Below are 19,369 nucleotides of genomic sequence, written 5' to 3'. Positions count from 1 at the left end.
TGCAATATTTTGCGTGTTTATGGAGGAATTTTAATGGAACGATTATGGACGAAATCATTTATTCAAATGACTATCGCGATGTTATTTTTATTTACAGGGTTTTATTTACTTGTTCCAACGCTACCGCTCTTTATTAAAGAGATTGGTGGAAATGAATCACAAGTTGGACTGATGATGGGAATGTTTACAATAGCTGCGGTTGTAATACGACCGATTATTGGAGGAATGTTAGATCAATATGGTAGAAGATCTTTTATTATTTTCGGACTCATCTTTTTTGGGATAACGATGTATTCGTATAATTTAGCATCGACTATTGTCCTTTTAGCTGTTTTACGCGTTATTCACGGAGTGACGTGGGCTGTTTCTACAACAGCAGTTGGAACAGCGATAACTGATATTATTCCAGATTCACGTCGTGGTGAAGGGATGGGCTGGTATGGGATGGCGATGACAATCGCGATGGCAATTGGCCCGATGATTGGATTATGGGTTGTACAAAATTATTCATTTCATGGTCTATTCTTGTTAGCAACTCTTTTATCCTTTATGGCAGTAGTATTATCGTTAATAACGAAAATGCCATTCACGCCGCAAAAAGAAAAAGGGAAAATTCAGCTGTTTGAAAAATCCGTTTTATCAATAACGATTGTTGTTTTCTTTTTATCATTTGCATATGGAGGAATAACAACATTTTTACCGTTATTCGCGTCATCAATTGATGTGAATCCTGGGACATTCTTTCTTGTATATGCAATTGCTTTAACAATTGTAAGACCTATTTCAGGAAAACTATTAGATAAATATGGAGAAGTTTTTATCATACTTCCGGCACTATGTCTTACTATTTTAGCGATAGTTGTACTAACGATTTCAAATGGTTTGACAGGTGTAATGATTGCGGCGGCATTATATGGTGTTGGATTCGGTTCAGCACAGCCCGCTTTGCAAGCAGCGATGCTGACAATTGTTGATCCTAGTAAAAGAGGAGTTGCTAACGCTTCATTCTTTACCGCATTTGATTTAGGGATTGGATTAGGTGCGATTTTACTTGGAGTTGTTTCACAAATGTTTGGTTACCGTATTTTATTTGTTGGTAGTGCAATTTCTGGATTAATAGCTTTAATTCTTTTCGTCGTTTTTGTAAAACAACGATTAGGAAAAAAGGATTTTGCGTAAACAGGAAGAGCGAAGGTGAAAATTTCAATTGAACATGATGCTCTACGATGGTTTAAGGAAGAATTGCGTATAAAGTATGATGAATCGATTTGATTTATCCCGCTATTTGTGGGCAGTAAGACTCCCATCTCAAAATTCGGCTGGAACAAAGAAGTTAGGCGGAAGCCCTGCTGCCCGTAAATGCCCGATTGGTGTGGGCTAATAATCAGTGGGGGATGAACAAAACCCCCCACTGATTAAAGTTTCACTTTATTGTAATGTGCGGAGGAAATAGTGCAATTCATCTAGTATATTCTTTAGGAATTGTTTCTGAGAAACCAGTTCGGGAAATAGTGTCAGTTGAGAAAGACGGTATTTTATTTTTATAGATTTTGATAATCTTTGGTACTTTCAAAACTATGATTTAGGTGTCAGCTATCGTAAAGGAACGGAAGAAATTTAATTTAATTATGTAAAATAATAACTTTATTAAAAATAAATAAATTGTATATAAGAATTATATTTATTGGAATATGAAATAGATATTATAAAAAAACGAGCTGTGCATGAGTGCAGCTCGTTTTTTTATATTTGTTTAAGAAAAAGAGATTAAAGGTATATTTAGTGGGATTATATGGATAATTGTTATATTTCGTTTTAAAAAATTGTAAAAGGATACCTGTCCTTTCTTTATAAAAGATGAAAGTTATTTTTGAAAAATTGTATTATTACATCGGTAAAAGTATAGGAAACTTATCATTATAAAATAAATTGAAATCTTCTAAAAACTCTGATACATTGAAATAGAAATGTAGTTTCACAGTATTGTAAAGGCTTACAGTTATGTGCACGAAGATCTATTAGGATTGGAGGAAATAATGATGAAAGCTGAAGAAAAATTTTCCCCGGGATTAGATGGTGTAGTAGCAGCGGAGACGAAAATTTCGTTTCTTGACACAGTAAAAGGTGAAATTGTAATTCAAGGGTATGATTTAATCGAACTCTCAAAAACAAAAGAGTATTTAGACATTGTGCACCTTTTATTAGAAGAACATCTACCGAATGAGGATGAAAAAGCAATAATTGAAAAGAAATTAAAAGAAGAATATGCAGTGCCAGAAGGTGTATTTAATGTGCTAAAGGCATTGCCTAAGGAAACACATCCTATGGATGGGTTACGTACAGGTGTGTCTGCATTAGCTGGTTACGATAATGATATCGAAAACCGCTCGTTAGAAGTGAATAAAAGTCGAGGGTACAAGCTTTTAAGTAAAGTGCCAAATATTGTAGCGAATAGCTATCATATTTTAAATAATGAGGAGCCAATTCAGCCGCTTGAGGAATTGTCATATAGCGCGAATTTCTTCTATATGTTAACTGGTAAAAAACCAACTGAACTTGAGGAAAAGATCTTTGATCGTTCCCTTGTTTTATATAGTGAACATGAAATGCCAAACTCTACATTTACAGCTCGCGTAATTGCATCAACACAATCGGATTTATACGGTGCTCTTACAGGTGCAGTTGCATCTTTAAAAGGAAGCTTACATGGTGGTGCAAATGAAGCGGTTATGTACATGCTTTTAGAAGCTGGCAATGTTGAGAAATTTGAAGAACTATTACAGAAGAAACTTTATAACAAAGAAAAAATTATGGGTTTTGGACACCGTGTTTATATGAAGAAGATGGATCCAAGAGCACTTATGATGAAGGAAGCTTTAAAGCAGTTATGTGATGTAAAAGGTGATTATACACTATATGAAATGTGTGAAGCTGGAGAAAAGATTATGGAGAAGGAAAAAGGAATTTATCCGAATCTTGATTATTATGCAGCTCCAGTATATTGGATGCTTGGTATTCCAATTCAACTGTATACACCAATCTTCTTTAGCTCTAGAACAGTAGGATTATGTGCGCACGTTATTGAGCAACATGCAAATAATCGTTTGTTCCGTCCACGCGTAAATTATATTGGCGAGCGACATGTACTTAGTAAATAAAAACAACTGGGGAGTTGTTAGCGCCGCCCGCCAGATGGGTGTTTGACCGACACCCATCATTAATAATAACGAATTTTCGACAGAAAGGGAAGATTAGCATGATTAAAACAAATGAAATTAAACAAAAAGATGCATTATTAGAAGAAATTACGGATTATGTATTAAATAAAGAGGTTACAAGTGCAGAAGCATTCAGTACTGCTCGCTACGTATTACTTGATACACTTGGATGTGGAATTTTAGCACTACAATATCCAGAGTGTACGAAATTACTAGGACCAGTTGTACCAGGAACAATCGTGCCAAATGGTACACGTGTACCAGGAACATCTTATGTGCTAGATCCAGTAAAAGGTGCATTTAATATCGGATGTATGATCCGTTGGTTAGACTATAACGATACTTGGCTTGCAGCAGAATGGGGACATCCATCTGATAACTTAGGCGGAATTTTAGCAGTAGCAGATTATATTAGCCGCGTTCGTATTTCAGAAGGAAAAGAACCATTAAAAGTACGTGAAGTACTAGAAATGATGATTAAAGCACATGAAATTCAAGGTGTACTTGCTTTAGAAAACAGCTTAAACCGTGTTGGTCTTGACCATGTATTATATGTAAAAGTAGCAACAACTGCTGTAGTTGCGAAAATGCTTGGCGGAACGCGTGAAGAAATCTTTAATGCATTATCACATGCGTGGATTGATAATTCTAGTCTTCGTACATATCGTCATGCTCCAAATACTGGCTCACGTAAATCATGGGCAGCAGGTGATGCGACGAGTCGCGGTGTTCATCTTGCAATGACTGCTCTAAAAGGTGAAATGGGTTATCCAACAGCATTATCTGCGCCAGGATGGGGATTCCAAGATGTATTATTTAACAAGCAAGAATTAAAATTAGCTAGACCACTAGAATCTTATGTAATGGAAAATGTATTATTCAAAGTGTCATTCCCAGCAGAATTCCATGCACAAACAGCTGCAGAATGTGCTGTGAAATTACATCCGGAAATTAAAGAAAGATTAGATGAAATTGACCGTATTACAATTACAACTCATGAGTCAGCAATTCGTATTATCGATAAAGAAGGTCCATTAAATAACCCAGCTGATCGTGATCATTGTTTACAATACATTACGGCAATTGGTTTATTAAAAGGAGATATCGTTGCAGACGATTATGAAGATGTAGTAGCAAATGATCCACGTGTAGATGAATTACGTAATAAGATGGTTGTTGTTGAAAACAAACAGTACAGTTTAGATTATCTTGACCCGAACAAGCGCTCAATCGCCAACGCTGTTCAAGTTCACTTTAAAGATGGTACTGTAACAGAAAATGTGGAATGTGAATACCCACTTGGTCACCGTTTCCGTAGAGACGAAGCGATTCCAAAAGTTGTTCAAAAATTCACTGCAAATATGGCAGGTCATTATTCTAGTAAGCAACAAGAACAAATTCATGAAGTTTGTTTAAATGAAGAAAAACTAGAAAATATGAATGTAAATGAATTTGTAGATCTATTCTTAATTTAATAATAGGGGGAATCTAGAATGGCTTGGGTTGTGAATAAACAATCAACACAAGAAGAGCTTGCGAATTGCTTCCGAGCTTTAGTAGAAGCAAATGAAATTTTGCAAATTCCAGGTGCTCATGATGCAATGGCGGCTCTTGTTGCGAAAAATACAGGTTTTTCAGCTCTATATTTATCGGGAGCTGCTTATACTGCAAGTAAAGGGCTACCAGATTTAGGAATCGTGACGTCTACTGAAGTAGCAGAGAGAGCAAGAGATCTAGTAAGAGCTACAGATTTACCAGTCCTTGTTGACATTGATACAGGATTTGGCGGAGTACTAAACGTAGCGAGAACAGCTGTAGAAATGGTAGAAGCGAAAGTAGCGGCTGTTCAAATTGAAGATCAACAATTACCAAAGAAATGTGGACATTTAAATGGTAAGAAACTTGTTACTACAGAAGAATTAGTTCAAAAAATTAAAGCGATTAAAGAAGTTGCGCCAAGTTTATATATTGTAGCACGCACAGATGCTCGCGGCGTAGAAGGATTAGATGCATCGATTGAAAGAGCAAACGCATATGTAAAAGCAGGTGCAGATGCTATATTCCCGGAAGCACTTCAATCAGAAGAGGAGTTCCGTCTATTTAATAGTAAAGTAAATGCCCCTTTATTAGCGAATATGACCGAATTCGGTAAAACTCCATATTATAGTGCAGAGGAATTTGCAAATATGGGCTTCCAAATGGTTATTTATCCTGTAACTTCACTTCGCGTTGCAGCGAAAGCGTATGAGAATGTATTTACTTTAATTAAGGAAACAGGTTCTCAAAAAGATGCACTTTCTAATATGCAAACGAGAAGTGAGTTATATGAAACAATTTCATATCATGACTTTGAAGAGTTAGATACTGGAATTGCAAAGACCGTATTATCTGAAGATCAATAGGTAGAACAACTAAGGCGATGAGAATACATCTTTGGCAAAACGAACTGCTTGATGTGAAAATTCATCGCCTTCTGTTTTCAATAATAAGATATTCCACTCATCGTAGACGAGCATATGCAAAGAGCAATGAAGGCCGAAATGATAGGGGGATTCAGATGGAGAAAACGAAGTTACCATGGGATGAATTTTTTTCACTCAATAAAGATGTGAATAATACTTTCTTTACACCAGAAGATTTTTCAGGGGATGAAGATTTAATTGCAAAAACGACAGAACAATTCGTTAAACAAGAAATTGTCCCACAAATTGAGAATATTGAACAACATAACTATAAAGTTTCTCGTCAATTATTTGAGAAAGCTGGGGAACTTGGATTATTAGGCATTGAGGTACCAGAAGATTATGGTGGATTCGAGTTAGGAAAGGCTGTCTCAGGTCTTGTAGCAGAGAAAATGGGTTACGCTGGTGCATTTAGCGTTTCTTTTAATATACACGCCGGTGTAGGTACATTGCCTTACATATATTACGGAACGAAAGAACAGAAAGAAAAATATTTGCCGAAAATTGCATCGGGAGAATGGATTGGGGCTTATGCTTTAACTGAGCCAAATGCTGGTTCTGATGCATTAAGTGCAAAAACGAGCGCAATATTGAATGAAGATGGTACAGCTTGGAAGTTGAATGGTGAGAAGCAGTGGATTACAAATGCTCATATGGCAGATGTATACGTTGTTTTTGCGAAGACAAATAAAGGAATGACAGCGTTTATTGTCGAAAGAACATGTGAGGGTGTATCAATAGGATTAGAAGAAAAGAAGATGGGGATAAAAGGCTCTTCAACGGCGACGCTTATTTTAGAAGATGTTGTAATCCCTGCTGAAAATGTTTTAGGGGAAGTTGGAAAAGGGCATCACGTAGCTCTTAATATTCTTAACTTCGCTAGACTAAAACTAGCTTTTGGAAATATTGGAACAGCAAAACAAGCAATCGGATTGTCAGTTCAATATGGAAAAGAGCGAAAACAGTTCCAAACGGAATTAGTAGACTTTACGATGATACAAGAGAAAATTGCAAATATGATCATTACAACATATGGAGCAGAAAGTGCAGCTTATCGTACAGCAGGTGTAATTGATGACGCAATTCATGAGAGTGATGAAGATCTTATGAAAAAAATGTCTCAATTTGCAATTGAATGTGCACTGAATAAAGTGAACGCTTCTGAAACACTTGCTTATATCGTAGATGAAGCTGTACAAATTCATGGTGGTTACGGTTATATGCAAGAGTACGAGGTAGAACGATTATATCGTGATGCTAGAATTAGTCGTATTTTTGAAGGAACGAACGAAATTAATAGATTAACAGTTGCCAAAATGTTAATGAAACAATTCGAGCAAATTGAAGATCATGTAGTAGAAAGTGATATATCAAATGTAGAAAGAAACCATCGTTACATTTTATTATCGAAAAAATTGTTGAAACAATCTTTGAAAACGCTCTCTAAAACTCCAGGCTTAAAAATTGATCAAGAGCAAGAATATTCACGCGTATTATCAAATATGTTGACGGACGTGTACGTCATGGAATCAGCATTTTTACGTACGAGGAAAGCAATTAGTAAAAATGGTGAGGAAAAAGAGCGTACGAAGCAAATGATTACAGATGTTATTTGTGAAGAAGGATATCGTAAAGTAGAAGAAGCTGCGATTTCTATTCTTTCAGCAGCTGTCACAGAAGAACAAGATAGACACGTAATTTTAGCTGAAATCCGTCAATTATTAGTGCCGTTATACTCGAACTTATTTACGAAAAAGAGAGACATTGCGAAAGTTATTATAAATCGCGGGAAATATATTGTGTAAATAGGAGGAAAGCGATATGAAAAAGATTGGTTTTATCGGTTTAGGTAACATGGGTCTTCCAATGTCTAAAAATTTAGTTAAATCCGGCTACACAGTATATGGAGTGGACTTGAATAAAGAGGCGGAAGCTTCCTTTGAAAAAGAAGGAGGAATTATCGGCCTATCAATCTCAAAACTAGCAGAGACATGCGATGTGATTTTTACAAGTCTGCCTTCACCTCGTGCTGTGGAAGCGGTATATTTTGGGGAAGAAGGATTATTTGAAAATAGCCACTCGAATGTAGCTTTAATTGATACAAGTACAGTATCTCCACAATTAAACAAACAATTAGAGGAATCGGCGAAGGAAAAGAAAGTAGACTTTTTAGCAGCACCTGTTAGCGGTGGGGTAATTGGTGCAGAAAACCGTACATTAACGTTTATGGTTGGTGGATCGAAAGAAGTATATGAGAAAACTGAATCTGTCATGGAAGTGCTTGGAGCGAATGTTTTCCATGTTAGTGAGCAGATTGATAGCGGTACAACTGTTAAATTAATTAATAATCTATTAATTGGTTTTTATACAGCTGGTGTGAGTGAAGCTTTAACATTAGCGAAAAAGAACAATATGGATTTAGATAAAATGTTTGATATTTTAAATGTAAGTTACGGTCAAAGTAGAATTTATGAGCGTAATTATAAAAGTTTCATTGCATCAGAAAATTATGAGCCTGGCTTTACTGTAAATTTATTAAAGAAAGATTTAGGATTTGCAGTTGATTTAGCTAAAGAAAGTGAACTTAACTTACCAGTAAGTGAGATGCTATTAAACGTATATGAAGAAGCGAGTGAGGCAGGATATGGTGAAAACGATATGGCTGCTTTATATAAGAAAGTTAGCGAACAATTAATTTCTAATCAAAAATAGTGCACGTATAAAAATCATGATAAAAAAGGAGAGAATATAATGATTACAACTGAAATTAAACGAGTGAAAAATCATATTAATGGTGAATGGGTAGAATCTACTGGTACTGAAGTAGAAGCGGTTCCGAATCCAGCGACTGGAAAAATTATTGCTTACGTTCCACTATCTCCGAAAGAGGATGTTGAAAAAGCTGTTGAAGCGGCAAAAGCGGCATACAAAACATGGTCTAAAGTGCCAGTTCCAAATCGTTCAAGACAACTATACAAATATCTACAACTGTTACAAGAAAATAAAGATGAGCTTGCAAAAATCATTACGCTAGAAAACGGTAAAACGCTAATGGATGCAACTGGTGAAGTACAGCGTGGTATTGAAGCGGTAGAACTTGCAACATCAGCACCAAATTTAATGATGGGACAAGCTCTTCCGAATATTGCTAGTGGAATTGATGGATCGATTTGGCGCTACCCAATCGGAGTTGTTGCTGGTATTACACCGTTTAACTTCCCGATGATGATTCCATTATGGATGTTCCCACTTGCAATTGCTTGCGGTAATACATTCGTATTAAAAACATCTGAAAGAACACCGCTTTTAGCAGAGCGACTTGTAGAGTTATTCTATGAAGCTGGTTTTCCAAAAGGGGTATTAAATTTAGTACAAGGCGGAAAAGATGTTGTAAATAGCATTTTAGAAAATAAAGATATTCAAGCTGTTTCGTTCGTTGGATCTGAGCCGGTAGCTCGTTACGTATATGAAACAGGTACGAAACACGGAAAACGCGTACAAGCGTTAGCAGGCGCGAAAAACCATGCGATTGTTATGCCAGATTGCAATCTTGAGAAAACAGTACAAGGTGTAATTGGATCTGCATTCGCAAGTAGTGGGGAACGCTGCATGGCATGTTCAGTAGTAGCAGTAGTTGATGAAATTGCTGATGAATTCATTGATGTATTAGTAGCAGAAACGAAGAAGTTAAAAGTAGGTGACGGTTTCAACGAAGATAATTATGTTGGACCATTAATCCGTGAATCTCATAAAGAACGTGTTTTAGGCTATATTAATAGTGGTGTAGCAGATGGAGCAACATTATTAGTAGATGGTCGTAAAATTAATGAAGAAGTTGGAGAAGGATACTTTGTTGGTGCAACAATCTTCGATGGCGTAAATCAAGAGATGAAAATTTGGCAAGATGAAATTTTTGCCCCAGTATTAAGCGTTGTAAGAGTTAAAGATTTAGAAGAAGGTATCAAACTGACAAATCAATCTAAATTTGCAAATGGTGCGGTTATTTATACTTCAAATGGTAAGCATGCACAAACATTCCGTGATAACATCGATGCTGGTATGATCGGTGTAAACGTAAACGTTCCAGCACCAATGGCATTCTTCGCATTTGCAGGAAACAAAGCTTCATTCTTTGGGGATCTTGGTACAAATGGTACGGATGGCGTTCAATTTTATACACGCAAAAAAGTTGTAACTGAGCGCTGGTTTTAATATAGAGTAAACAGCCAAATCAGTTATTAAATGAAAACCACCACTATTAATAGTGGTGGTTTTCATCTTGTTAATTATTTTTTTCAAAAGCTAGTTTAATACCAAACCCAATTAAGACGATTCCTGTTAACCCTTGAATATAACGTTGCGTCTTCGGTTTTTTCATAAAAGCACTAATTTTATCAATTAAAAATATATAAAAAGCGAACCAAATAACTGTTAAAACGAGGTAAGTAAGGCCCATTACGAGAAGTTGGATAAACGTATTATGATTTGGATTTAAAAATTGCGGTAAAAAGGTTAAAAAGAAGACTGCAACCTTAGGGTTTAATAAATTCGTAAGAAACCCTTGGCGAAAGCAAGAAGTGTGTTCGTCTTCAGTATTCAAAGATATATCGTTCGTATCAACGCCTTCTTTATTTCTTACCGCTAAAAGGGCTTTAATACCAATATAAATTAAATATAGGGCTCCAACGTACTTGAAAATAGAAAATAAAAGAGCTGACTTTACAATAAGTGCGGAAAGGCCGATTACTGCTGCTAAAGTATGAATTAAAAGTGCAACACATGTACCGAACACTGTCTTCACTCCACCCATCTTACCAGCAACTAATGTGTTTTTCGTGGCCATTGCAGTATCAGGACCGGGTAAAATAATAAGACAAATAGACATAATGATGAAAAGAAAAAAATTTTCAATCATAGTCGCTCCTCCTTTTTTATTTTTAGAATATTTGATTAAAAATAGTGTAGCACATATTTTGATTTAATAAAATTAAATTTTATTAAAAATTATTAAATAGGAAAGAGGCTATATAGTCGTGTAATTACACGACTATATAGCCTCGATTTTATCTCGTATGAACGGGCGATTGGTGAGGGATAAAAATAAGCGTGCGATGAACCCCCACTTATTAAGTTTCACTTTAGGCGTTAAGTAAGTTAAAGAATCGATTTACATCTTCTTCTGAAACATCACTTAATTGTTTATATTTATAATTTGGATTTTGGTCTTTATCAACTACAACGGAGCGTACTCCTTCAAAGAAATCTTCATGTCGCAAGAAGTTTTTAGCGAGTATAAGATCTGTCGCGAAACATTCTTCAACGGACTTTTCTTGGCCATCGATAAACTGTTTTAATGTTACTTTTAATGAAACAGGGGATTTTGATAATAGCTTTTCTTTCGTTGTTTGGGCAAATGGACTTTGATCTTTCTCTAACGATTGAATGATTCCCTCAATTGTATCGAATGCAAAATGCGAATTAATTTCTTCTAATGAAGAAGAAAGATTGCCATCTAAGTTTGGAGCAGTTGCAAATGTACGAATAACTTCTTTTAAATGAGTATGTACATCTTCTTTTTGCCAATTTACATTTTCAAGTGCGGTAAGGAAATTTGGTAATGAATCTGATGTCATAAAGTAATCAGCAGCGTTAATATATAATACATCAGGAGCTTTTAAAATAGATGCTGTTAAAGCAACATATCGACCAGTATATCCAGGTGCTTTATTTAAGAAGTACGCAGCACCGACATCAGGGAAGAAACCGATGTTCATTTCAGGCATTGCCCACTTCGTACGCTCAGTTACAATTCGATACTTAGCTCCATTTGTCAGACCGACACCACCACCCATTACGATTCCATCTAAACAAGCGATAATTGGTTTTTTGTATTGATAAATAAATGTATCAATTTCATATTCTTCTTCAAAAAACTGCTCTGCATGTTGTAATGCAACTTCGTTAGAACGTGCCTCGTATAGCGTTTTAATATCACCACCTGCACAAAAACCTTTCGTCCCAGCTCCTTTTAAAACGATGAGTTCAATACGCTCATCTTGCTCCCATTCTTTAAGTTTTTTCCCAATTGGCTGTAACATGTCATAGGATAAAGAATTGAGTGCTTTTGGACGGTTTAAAGTAATTGATGCAACGCCGTTTTCGCTAACAGAAAATAAAACGTGTTCGGTCATAATAAATCCTCCCTTACTTATCTTTCTATTCTTATTTCTTGATACATGCTGAAATGTCCTCTATAATTTTTGTCTAAATTAGGTGCTTAGTGTTATTATTTATCGCATATTTTGACGAGTTATATTTGCAGGATTTCAGAGAATGAAGAGGAATATTACAACATTACTGTAAGCGCAATTATTTGAAATCATAGTGTTGAAGGCGCTATTATATGTATAACTTATATTGAGTTAGTATACGTGGCGTAACAATACATTAAAGAGTGGATGTAGAAAAGGTTAAAAGGCTGAATTATCTAACTTTTAAAGAGTCTGGGGTTTGTATATAATTAGAAATAGAGAAAGGAGAGATCGGAATGCCAGGACCTTTACTATTGTCGGTAATTATTTTGTCATCTCTTATGGTAGGAATTACACAGTATTTTCATCATACAGATACGACAGAAGAGGTGAAGGATAAGGTGCGTCTCGTGTTTCCGATTTTTATAATATCTATTTCCATATGTTTTTTACTAAATAAAGATGGGTATGTTGTGGCCGTATTCGCGTTTTTTGTAGCGATTGTCTTAATAACTGTATTGTATTATGTTATGAAAGAGTACTTGCAAAAATAAGGATGCCTGAAAGGGCATTTTTATTTTTGTATATTAATAATTTCACATACCGTATTTTATATAAAAAAACATAAAATACTTATAATTAAAAAAGTATGTACATCGCAGTGTATTTACTTGTCAATCTTGCATGACCACTATACTATTAAAATGTAGAGATTAGAAAAAAAGGGGTTGTATCTAGCATGAAATTTGAGATGCACACAAAAATTATTTCAAATGAAAAAGAAGTAAGAGTACATATAGAAGATAATTTATTCCAATTAATTTTAGATGGTTATCATTTATTTACTGTTCAAGAAATATTACCTTTATATAAATCAAACGAAGAAAGAATCGGTAGTGCAATTGTCCAAAAGTTAGAATGGGAGAACGGAAAAACTACACTAAACTATCAACTTGTTTCACTACAATCAGTAAATTAAAAGGAGAAGGGTAATATGAAGTTTTTTCATACAGCGGATTGGCATTTAGGTAAGCTTGTTCATGGTGTATATATGACTGAAGATCAAAAAATTGTGTTAGATCAGTTTGTACAAGCTGTTGAAGAAGAAAAACCGGATGCTGTAATTATTGCAGGAGATTTATATGACCGAGCAATTCCACCTACAGAAGCAGTAGACTTATTAAATGATGTATTACAAAAGATAGTTATTGATTTACAAACACCAATAATCGCAGTTGCAGGAAACCACGATAGTCCGGACCGCATACATTTTGGTAGTAATTTAATGAAAAAACAAGGATTACATATTGTTGGACAATTTCAATTTCCATACAATCCTGTTGTTTTAAATGATGAATACGGAGAGGTTCATTTCCATCTCGTTCCGTATGCAGATCCAAGTATTGTTAGACATATATTGAAAAATGAAGATGTTCGTTCTCATGATGACGCGATGCGTATTTTTATGAACGAACTCTCTGAAACGATGGATAAAGAAGCGAGACACATATTTGTAGGACATGCATTTGTAACTTCTTCAGGAGAGGCAGAGGAAAATACGAGTGATGCGGAACGACCACTTTCAATTGGTGGTGCTGAATATGTAAATAGTCATTATTTTGATAAGTTTCATTACACGGCGCTTGGCCATTTACATCAAGCGCATTTTGTACGTAATGAGACAATTCGTTATTCAGGCTCACCACTTGCATATTCTATTTCTGAAGAAAAGCATAAAAAAGGATATTATATTGTGGAACTGGATGAAAAAGGTGAAACAACAATTGAAAAACGTTTACTTACACCACGTCGTAAAATGCGTACAGTAGAAGCGAAAATAGACGATTTATTGCTTCATCCAGTGAGTGAAGATTATGTATTTGTGAAATTATTAGATGAAAATCCTGTCTTGCAGCCAATGGAAAAAATACGTTCTGTATACCCAAATGCAATGCATGTTGAAAGATCTATTCAAAGACGAGAGTTCACAGATGAAAATGAAGTAACTGTTTCAAGACATAAAACGGATGATTTATCTCTTTTAAAAGCATTTTATAAAGAAATGAAAGGGCTAGATTTATCAGAAGAGAAAGAACGTCTATTTTTAGATGTTTTGCAAACAGTGCAAGAACGGGAAGGTGAACGAGGATGAGACCGATTCAGCTTATAATGACCGCATTTGGTCCATATAAACAGAAAGAAGTAATCGATTTTAAAGATCTTGGTGAGCATCGTATTTTCGCTATTTCTGGAAATACAGGAGCTGGAAAGACAACGATTTTTGATGCGATTTGTTATGTATTATATGGAGAGGCTAGTGGAGAAGAGCGCAGTGATACAAACATGCTTCGTAGCCAATTTGCTGATGATGATGTTTATACAAGTGTGGAATTAACTTTTCAATTAAAAGGAAAAAGTTATGAAATTAAACGACAATTGGGCCATAAAAAACAAGGAAATAAAACAATTACAGGACATGCAGTCGAATTATATGAAGTAATTGATGAGGAAAAAGTTCCATGTGTCGATCGTTTTCATGTAACGGATGTAAATAAAAAAGTTGAAGATTTAATTGGATTAAGTAAACATCAATTTAGCCAAATTGTCATGTTACCGCAAGGAGAGTTCCGAAAATTATTAACATCTGAAACGGAAAATAAAGAAGAAATACTACGCCGCATTTTTAAAACAGATCGTTATAAATTAATGCGTGAGATATTAGATCAAAAGCGTAAACAATGGAAAGACGTCTTACAAGAAAAACAAAAAGAACGTGAGCTATATTTCCGTAATGTATTTAAATTACCAGTACGTGATGGGGCATTATTAGAGACATTAGTGGAGCAAGAGCATGTAAATACACATCAAGTAGTAGAGGCATTAGAACAAGAAACAATTTGTTACAATGTAGAGGTTGAGCAATTACACTTAGAACAAAATGACAAAACGAAACAATTAAAAGAAGCAGAGGCACGTTTTCATGCGGCAAAAGCTGTAAATGAGAAATTCAAAGATTTAGAACAAAAGAATGAGAAGTACAGTACTTTACAAGAAAACCGTGCCGTAATCGAAATGAAAGAAAAATCTTTTAAACATGCGGAACAGGCGAAGCGATTATTACCATTTGAGCAATGGTATGAGGAAGCGATGCAATATGAACAGCAGTCTGAAAGTTTGTTAAAACAGATAATCGCAAAAAAAGAGCATATAATGAACAGTTTTGCACTTGCTCAGGAGAAATATGAAGCATTAAAGAATAAGGCATCCGAGCGAGAAAATGCTAAAAAACAAGTTCAAAGACTAGAAGAGTTACAACCAATTATTGCATCATTAGCTGAGAAAAAGTTAAATTTGCAAAATGCTGAAATTCAAATAGGAAAATTAAAAGAAGGTATGCAAAAGTTAGATGAACAACTAGAAGCGCATAAAAATGAAAAACAAAGAATGTCTGGCGAATTACAGCAATTAGAAGTAGCGCTTGAACAATATGTAGCTAAAGTAGAAGAACTAACGAATATGCGAGAAGATGCAAAAGTATTAAAGCAGGCATATGATGTATGGCAAGAAAAACAAAAATACGAGCAAGAAAAAGAAATTGCGTTTCATAAGATGCAACTTGCAGTTAGTGCGTATGAAAATATGGAACGCCGCTGGTTAGGTGAGCAAGCTGGTATATTAGCTCTTCATTTACATGATGGTGAATTTTGTCCAGTATGTGGCAGTATGGATCACCCGAAAAAAGCTACAGAGCAAAGTAATGCAATTGATGAAAAAGAGTTAAATGGACTAAGAGAAAAGAAAAACGTTGCGGAAAAATCACATGTTCAATTAGAAGAAAAGTGGAATTTCTATCGAGTTCAATATGAACAAGTGATAGAAGAAGTCCTAAAGCGAGGGTATCGCTCAGAAGAATTAGTAGAAACATATAGTGCGCTCGTTCAAAAAGGAAAGCAATTAGCAGCAGAAGTAAATACGTTAAAATCAAGTGAAGAAACGCGTAAGCAAATTGCTGTGAATATAAAAAGCGTAGAAGAAAAAGTAGAAGAACTCCAGAAACAAAAGCATGAAGTAGAAACAATACAGCACCGTACTGAAATGGAGTGTATGCAGCTTCGTACGTCATATGAACATGATAGGCAAAATATTCCGGAAAGCTTGCAAACGGTACAGGCTTGGAAAGTACAGTTTGACCAAGCTCTACAAGAACTTCGTTTAATGGAAGATGAATGGGAGAAAGTACAAGAAGCGTATCAACATTGGCAAAATGAAAATATACGTATTCAAGCAGAACATGATAGTGCTTCTAATCAATTTAATAGTGCAAAAGCGAAGAAAGAAGAGACTTTCACACGCTTTATGAAAGAGCTAGAACAAAGCGGATTTACAGATCAATTAACATATAGAGAATCCAAATTAAATGATGCTGAGATGGATAAGTTACAACAAGAAATCCAAAGTTATTACTCATCTCTAGAAGTACTTACAAAACAAATTGAAGAATTAAAGGCAGAATTAAAAGATAAAGAGTATACGGACATTTCTTCATTAGATGAGCAAGTGAAAGAATTGGAAATTAACCTTGATATTATTAAAGAAAAACGACAACGTGCTCAAAACGCCGTATCATATATTACGGATTTACATGAAAATATTAAACGAATTGATGAACAAATTCATGAGGAAGAAAAAGCATTCCAAGAACTTGTTGATTTATATGAAGTAATGAAAGGGGATAACGATAGTCGTATATCCTTTGAACGTTACATCTTAATTGAGTATTTAGAACAAATTGTTCAAATTGCGAACGAACGACTACGTAAATTATCAAATGGACAATTTTATTTAAAGCGAAGCGAACGAGTTGAAAAGAGAAATCGACAAAGTGGATTAGGTTTAGATGTATACGACGCATACACAGGTCAAACCCGAGATGTAAAAACATTATCTGGCGGTGAGAAATTTAACGCATCACTTTGCTTAGCACTTGGAATGGCAGATGTAATTCAAGCGTATGAGGGTGGTATTTCCATCGAAACGATGTTTATCGATGAAGGGTTCGGCTCATTAGATGAAGAGTCATTAACGAAAGCGGTTGACGCCCTAATCGATTTGCAAAAATCTGGTCGCTTTATCGGCGTAATTTCACACGTTCAAGAACTGAAAAACGCAATGCCAGCCGTATTAGAGGTAACGAAGCAGAAGGATGGGTGTAGTAAGACGAGGTTTGTGGTGAAATAGGTAGATTTGTTTCGATTTTTATTACTAGTCACGCTTTTGGAATACCTCGTCGAGCTTTTCTGAAATTGTTCTTTAATATTAAATACTTTAGGAAGGGAAGAGATTATATGTTCCCTTCCTAATTTTTTTTCGTTTTTCTTCAAAGTTTGTGAAACGCGCTTTGTTCGACCTCTAACTTTACTAGAAATCTTACAAAAGAGAAGTAGATAAATTCTGCTAGTGGATTAAATGTGGACATTATGACAAACAAAAGGCAGTTTCACGTTGAGACTGCCTTTTACTATATATCTATGAGTTGTCTGAAGAAGGTGGCGTATTTGCCAAACGGTTATAACTTTTAAAGGCTGAAATTGCCGATATAACACCACCTGTTAAAAATAAAGCTGATCCACCAACTAAAATAATACGACTGACATACGTTTCACGAGCTTCTTCAACTTGTTCTTGTGACGGTGTAGGCATATAAAATCCCCCCTAATAAAAATATGTTTTGTAATAGTATATACAAATGCCTACCATGTGTTAAAAATGAAGAAGTTGTATGTATAAGCATCTAAGTGAATTTAATATTTAGCTAGTGTTAGGATTAAGTTCAATGTTTCTGCGCAACTTCTGCACAAGTTTTAGTAGTTTATATGGCATTATATATCCGTAAAGTTAAATATTTAATAATAATGAATGAAACATTCGTTCATTATTAAGTGTGCGTTTCTTACGCACTCCCCAAAACAAGTGTCTTCATTGTTATTCTTTTGCATCAAAGCCCTCATCACACTACGAAGTATAACAAGAAGGGGATACGAACATGAATAATCGAATTTTAAAACACCTACAAAACATGAAAATGAACAAGAAAGGCCTGGGAGCCGTTGCATTAACAGCTGGAATCATAGGCACGACTCTCATTCCTCAAAATGCATATGCACATGGTTTTGTTGAAAAACCTGGAAGTCGTTCTGCTTTATGTAGCCCAAATTACGGCGTACTGAACATGAACTGCGGAAGTGTTATGTATGAACCACAAAGTTTAGAAGCTACAAAAGGATTTCCACAAGGTGGCCCAGTTGATGGACAAATAGCTTCTGCAGGTGGTAAATTTGGTGGTATTCTAGATCAACAAACAGCAGATCGTTGGTTTAAAAATACGATAACTGGTGGAGAGAATACGTTTACATGGAAATATACAGCTCCTCACTTAACTAGCAAATGGCATTACTACATTACGAAAAAGAATTGGAATCCAAATAAACCGCTAACAAGAGCTGACTTTGAGCCAATTGGAACTGTACAACATGATGGTTCTGCAGCTTCAAACAATTTAAATCACAAAATTAACGTACCTACTGATCGTAGTGGATACCATGTTATTTTAGCGGTATGGGATGTAGCTGATACAGCAAATGCATTCTATAATGTAATTGATGTAAATCTAGTCAATAATGAAAAACCAGACACAGAAGCACCAAGTAATCCAAACGGACTTGAGGCAACAAAAGTTACAGCAAATAGTGTAGAACTAGCATGGACCGCTTCTACAGATAATGTAGGGGTAAAAGGTTATCAGGTCCTACGCAATGGAGAGATTATTGACACAGTACCAGGAACTCATTTTATTGATAAACAATTACAACCAAGTACTGAATACTCTTATACTGTAAAAGCGATTGACGCAGCTGGAAATGTATCGAAAGAAAGTACGGCAGTTAAAGTGAAAACATCAGTAGCGATTCTTGATACAAAACCACCTACACAGCCAAAAGGATTACACAGCATGGGAACGACAGCATCAAGTGTTGATCTGATGTGGAGTCCGTCTGACGATAATGATGGTGTAGACCATTACGATATTTACAGAGACATATCAGGCGTAATGAAAAAAATTGGAACATCCAACACTACTTCTCATATGGACAAAAATTTGCTTGCTAATACTACATATAAATATGTGGTGAAAGCTGTTGATGTAGCTGGTAATGAATCAATACAAAGCGATGTATTCACAGTTACCACAAAAACTGAAAGCGCTTCATACGAAGCGTGGAATTCAAAAAAGGCATATAAAAAGGGAGATAGAGTCATGCACGAAGGGAAAGTGTATGAAGCTGTCCAAAATTACCAAGGAAATGGGGATCCAAACTGGATTTATGCTTTATCATTATGGAAAACAGTGTAAGCTTTTACTGGTTTTGAACTAAGGACT

At 35.3% G+C, this 19,369-nt stretch carries 15 protein-coding genes and 1 pseudogene; 13 read left to right on the top strand and 3 right to left on the bottom strand.

Features of this window, described 5'->3' with window-relative positions:
* The first annotated feature begins 33 nt into the window (after nt 1-33).
* The 8 genes and pseudogenes from QCI75_RS15495 (at nt 34) to QCI75_RS15455 (ending at nt 9,892) form a co-directional block, all read left to right on the top strand.
* On the top strand, nt 34-1,179 hold the full coding sequence (locus QCI75_RS15495) for an MFS transporter (RefSeq protein ID WP_144506428.1): 1,146 nt from the start codon (nt 34-36) through the stop codon (nt 1,177-1,179).
* Between the two features lie 248 nt (nt 1,180-1,427).
* Nucleotides 1,428-1,621 (top strand): annotated as a pseudogene (locus QCI75_RS15485) (HesB/YadR/YfhF family protein); the annotation flags it as partial.
* 415 nt (nt 1,622-2,036) lie between these two features.
* Entirely contained in the window at nt 2,037-3,158 is a 1,122-nt protein-coding gene (gene mmgD / locus QCI75_RS15480; protein ID WP_144506429.1) for a citrate synthase, read from the top strand.
* A 98-nt stretch (nt 3,159-3,256) separates the two neighbouring features.
* A complete protein-coding gene (prpD, locus tag QCI75_RS15475; RefSeq protein WP_144506430.1) occupies nt 3,257-4,693 on the top strand; it encodes a 2-methylcitrate dehydratase in 1,437 nt (478 codons plus the stop codon).
* A gap of 18 nt (nt 4,694-4,711) precedes the next feature.
* Nucleotides 4,712-5,620 carry a methylisocitrate lyase gene (prpB, locus tag QCI75_RS15470; RefSeq protein WP_144506431.1) on the top strand — a complete coding sequence of 303 codons (909 nt, stop codon included), beginning with the start codon at nt 4,712-4,714 and terminating at the stop codon, nt 5,618-5,620.
* Nucleotides 5,621-5,775: 155 nt separating this feature from the next.
* Nucleotides 5,776-7,485, top strand: a complete 1,710-nt coding sequence (locus QCI75_RS15465) for an acyl-CoA dehydrogenase family protein (protein WP_353760804.1) — start codon at nt 5,776-5,778, stop codon at nt 7,483-7,485.
* A 16-nt stretch (nt 7,486-7,501) separates the two neighbouring features.
* On the top strand, nt 7,502-8,392 hold the full coding sequence (locus QCI75_RS15460; RefSeq protein ID WP_144506433.1) for an NAD(P)-dependent oxidoreductase: 891 nt from the start codon (nt 7,502-7,504) through the stop codon (nt 8,390-8,392).
* Nucleotides 8,393-8,431: 39 nt separating this feature from the next.
* Nucleotides 8,432-9,892 (top strand): CoA-acylating methylmalonate-semialdehyde dehydrogenase, encoded by a 1,461-nt coding sequence (locus tag QCI75_RS15455; protein ID WP_002065273.1) that lies wholly within the window; start codon nt 8,432-8,434, stop codon nt 9,890-9,892.
* A gap of 70 nt (nt 9,893-9,962) precedes the next feature.
* On the opposite strand, the gene QCI75_RS15450 is transcribed toward QCI75_RS15455, so the two are convergent.
* Together QCI75_RS15450 and QCI75_RS15445 are read right to left on the bottom strand one after the other, a co-directional pair.
* Nucleotides 9,963-10,595: a LysE family translocator gene (locus QCI75_RS15450; RefSeq protein ID WP_144506434.1), complete on the bottom strand. Its 633-nt coding sequence runs from the start codon at nt 10,593-10,595 to the stop codon at nt 9,963-9,965.
* A 223-nt stretch (nt 10,596-10,818) separates the two neighbouring features.
* The gene (locus QCI75_RS15445) at nt 10,819-11,871 is read right to left on the bottom strand and encodes an enoyl-CoA hydratase/isomerase family protein (RefSeq protein WP_353760803.1); all 1,053 of its coding nucleotides are present in this window, start codon (nt 11,869-11,871) and stop codon (nt 10,819-10,821) included.
* 356 nt (nt 11,872-12,227) lie between these two features.
* On the opposite strand from QCI75_RS15445, the gene QCI75_RS15440 reads away from it, so the two are divergent.
* The 4 genes from QCI75_RS15440 to QCI75_RS15425 all read left to right on the top strand — a co-directional run bounded on the left by QCI75_RS15440 (nt 12,228) and on the right by QCI75_RS15425 (nt 17,169).
* Nucleotides 12,228-12,485, top strand: coding sequence for a hypothetical protein (locus QCI75_RS15440; RefSeq protein ID WP_001119412.1), 258 nt, complete (start codon nt 12,228-12,230; stop codon nt 12,483-12,485).
* A gap of 185 nt (nt 12,486-12,670) precedes the next feature.
* On the top strand, nt 12,671-12,910 hold the full coding sequence (locus QCI75_RS15435; protein ID WP_070142530.1) for a DUF2584 family protein: 240 nt from the start codon (nt 12,671-12,673) through the stop codon (nt 12,908-12,910).
* Between the two features lie 15 nt (nt 12,911-12,925).
* On the top strand, nt 12,926-14,083 hold the full coding sequence (locus tag QCI75_RS15430) for an exonuclease SbcCD subunit D (protein WP_002012752.1): 1,158 nt from the start codon (nt 12,926-12,928) through the stop codon (nt 14,081-14,083).
* Nucleotides 14,080-17,169 carry an AAA family ATPase gene (locus tag QCI75_RS15425; RefSeq protein ID WP_353760802.1) on the top strand — a complete coding sequence of 1,030 codons (3,090 nt, stop codon included), beginning with the start codon at nt 14,080-14,082 and terminating at the stop codon, nt 17,167-17,169. Before QCI75_RS15430 ends, QCI75_RS15425 begins: the two co-directional genes overlap by 4 nt.
* Nucleotides 17,170-17,457: 288 nt before the next feature.
* Here QCI75_RS15425 and QCI75_RS15420 read toward each other — a convergent pair whose 3' ends face one another.
* On the bottom strand, nt 17,458-17,631 hold the full coding sequence (locus QCI75_RS15420; RefSeq protein WP_001143088.1) for a hypothetical protein: 174 nt from the start codon (nt 17,629-17,631) through the stop codon (nt 17,458-17,460).
* 343 nt (nt 17,632-17,974) lie between these two features.
* Here QCI75_RS15420 and QCI75_RS15415 point away from each other — a divergent pair, with 343 nt between their 5' ends.
* Nucleotides 17,975-19,342, top strand: a complete 1,368-nt coding sequence (locus QCI75_RS15415) for a lytic polysaccharide monooxygenase (RefSeq protein ID WP_144506437.1) — start codon at nt 17,975-17,977, stop codon at nt 19,340-19,342.
* Nucleotides 19,343-19,369 lie beyond the last annotated feature (27 nt).

Origin of the sequence: Bacillus cereus group sp. RP43 (genome assembly GCF_040459645.1) — a bacterium.
Lineage (GTDB): Bacteria > Bacillota > Bacilli > Bacillales > Bacillaceae_G > Bacillus_A > Bacillus_A mycoides_C.
This window is presented reverse-complemented; position numbering and strand designations above follow the sequence as displayed.

Bases quoted from the DNA above. Each gene is read 5' to 3' on its own strand.
- mmgD (WP_144506429.1), top strand. From the start codon at position 2,037: ATGATGAAAGCTGAAGAAAAATTTTCCCCGGGATTAGATGGTGTAGTA.
- QCI75_RS15465 (WP_353760804.1), top strand. From the start codon at position 5,776: ATGGAGAAAACGAAGTTACCATGGGATGAATTTTTTTCACTCAATAAA.
- QCI75_RS15440 (WP_001119412.1), top strand. From the start codon at position 12,228: ATGCCAGGACCTTTACTATTGTCGGTAATTATTTTGTCATCTCTTATG.
- QCI75_RS15495 (WP_144506428.1), top strand. From the start codon at position 34: ATGGAACGATTATGGACGAAATCATTTATTCAAATGACTATCGCGATG.
- QCI75_RS15420 (WP_001143088.1), bottom strand. From the start codon at position 17,631: ATGCCTACACCGTCACAAGAACAAGTTGAAGAAGCTCGTGAAACGTAT.
- QCI75_RS15430 (WP_002012752.1), top strand. From the start codon at position 12,926: ATGAAGTTTTTTCATACAGCGGATTGGCATTTAGGTAAGCTTGTTCAT.
- QCI75_RS15425 (WP_353760802.1), top strand. From the start codon at position 14,080: ATGAGACCGATTCAGCTTATAATGACCGCATTTGGTCCATATAAACAG.
- QCI75_RS15455 (WP_002065273.1), top strand. From the start codon at position 8,432: ATGATTACAACTGAAATTAAACGAGTGAAAAATCATATTAATGGTGAA.
- QCI75_RS15445 (WP_353760803.1), bottom strand. From the start codon at position 11,871: ATGACCGAACACGTTTTATTTTCTGTTAGCGAAAACGGCGTTGCATCA.
- prpB (WP_144506431.1), top strand. From the start codon at position 4,712: ATGGCTTGGGTTGTGAATAAACAATCAACACAAGAAGAGCTTGCGAAT.
- prpD (WP_144506430.1), top strand. From the start codon at position 3,257: ATGATTAAAACAAATGAAATTAAACAAAAAGATGCATTATTAGAAGAA.
- QCI75_RS15435 (WP_070142530.1), top strand. From the start codon at position 12,671: ATGAAATTTGAGATGCACACAAAAATTATTTCAAATGAAAAAGAAGTA.
- QCI75_RS15460 (WP_144506433.1), top strand. From the start codon at position 7,502: ATGAAAAAGATTGGTTTTATCGGTTTAGGTAACATGGGTCTTCCAATG.
- QCI75_RS15415 (WP_144506437.1), top strand. From the start codon at position 17,975: ATGAATAATCGAATTTTAAAACACCTACAAAACATGAAAATGAACAAG.
- QCI75_RS15450 (WP_144506434.1), bottom strand. From the start codon at position 10,595: ATGATTGAAAATTTTTTTCTTTTCATCATTATGTCTATTTGTCTTATT.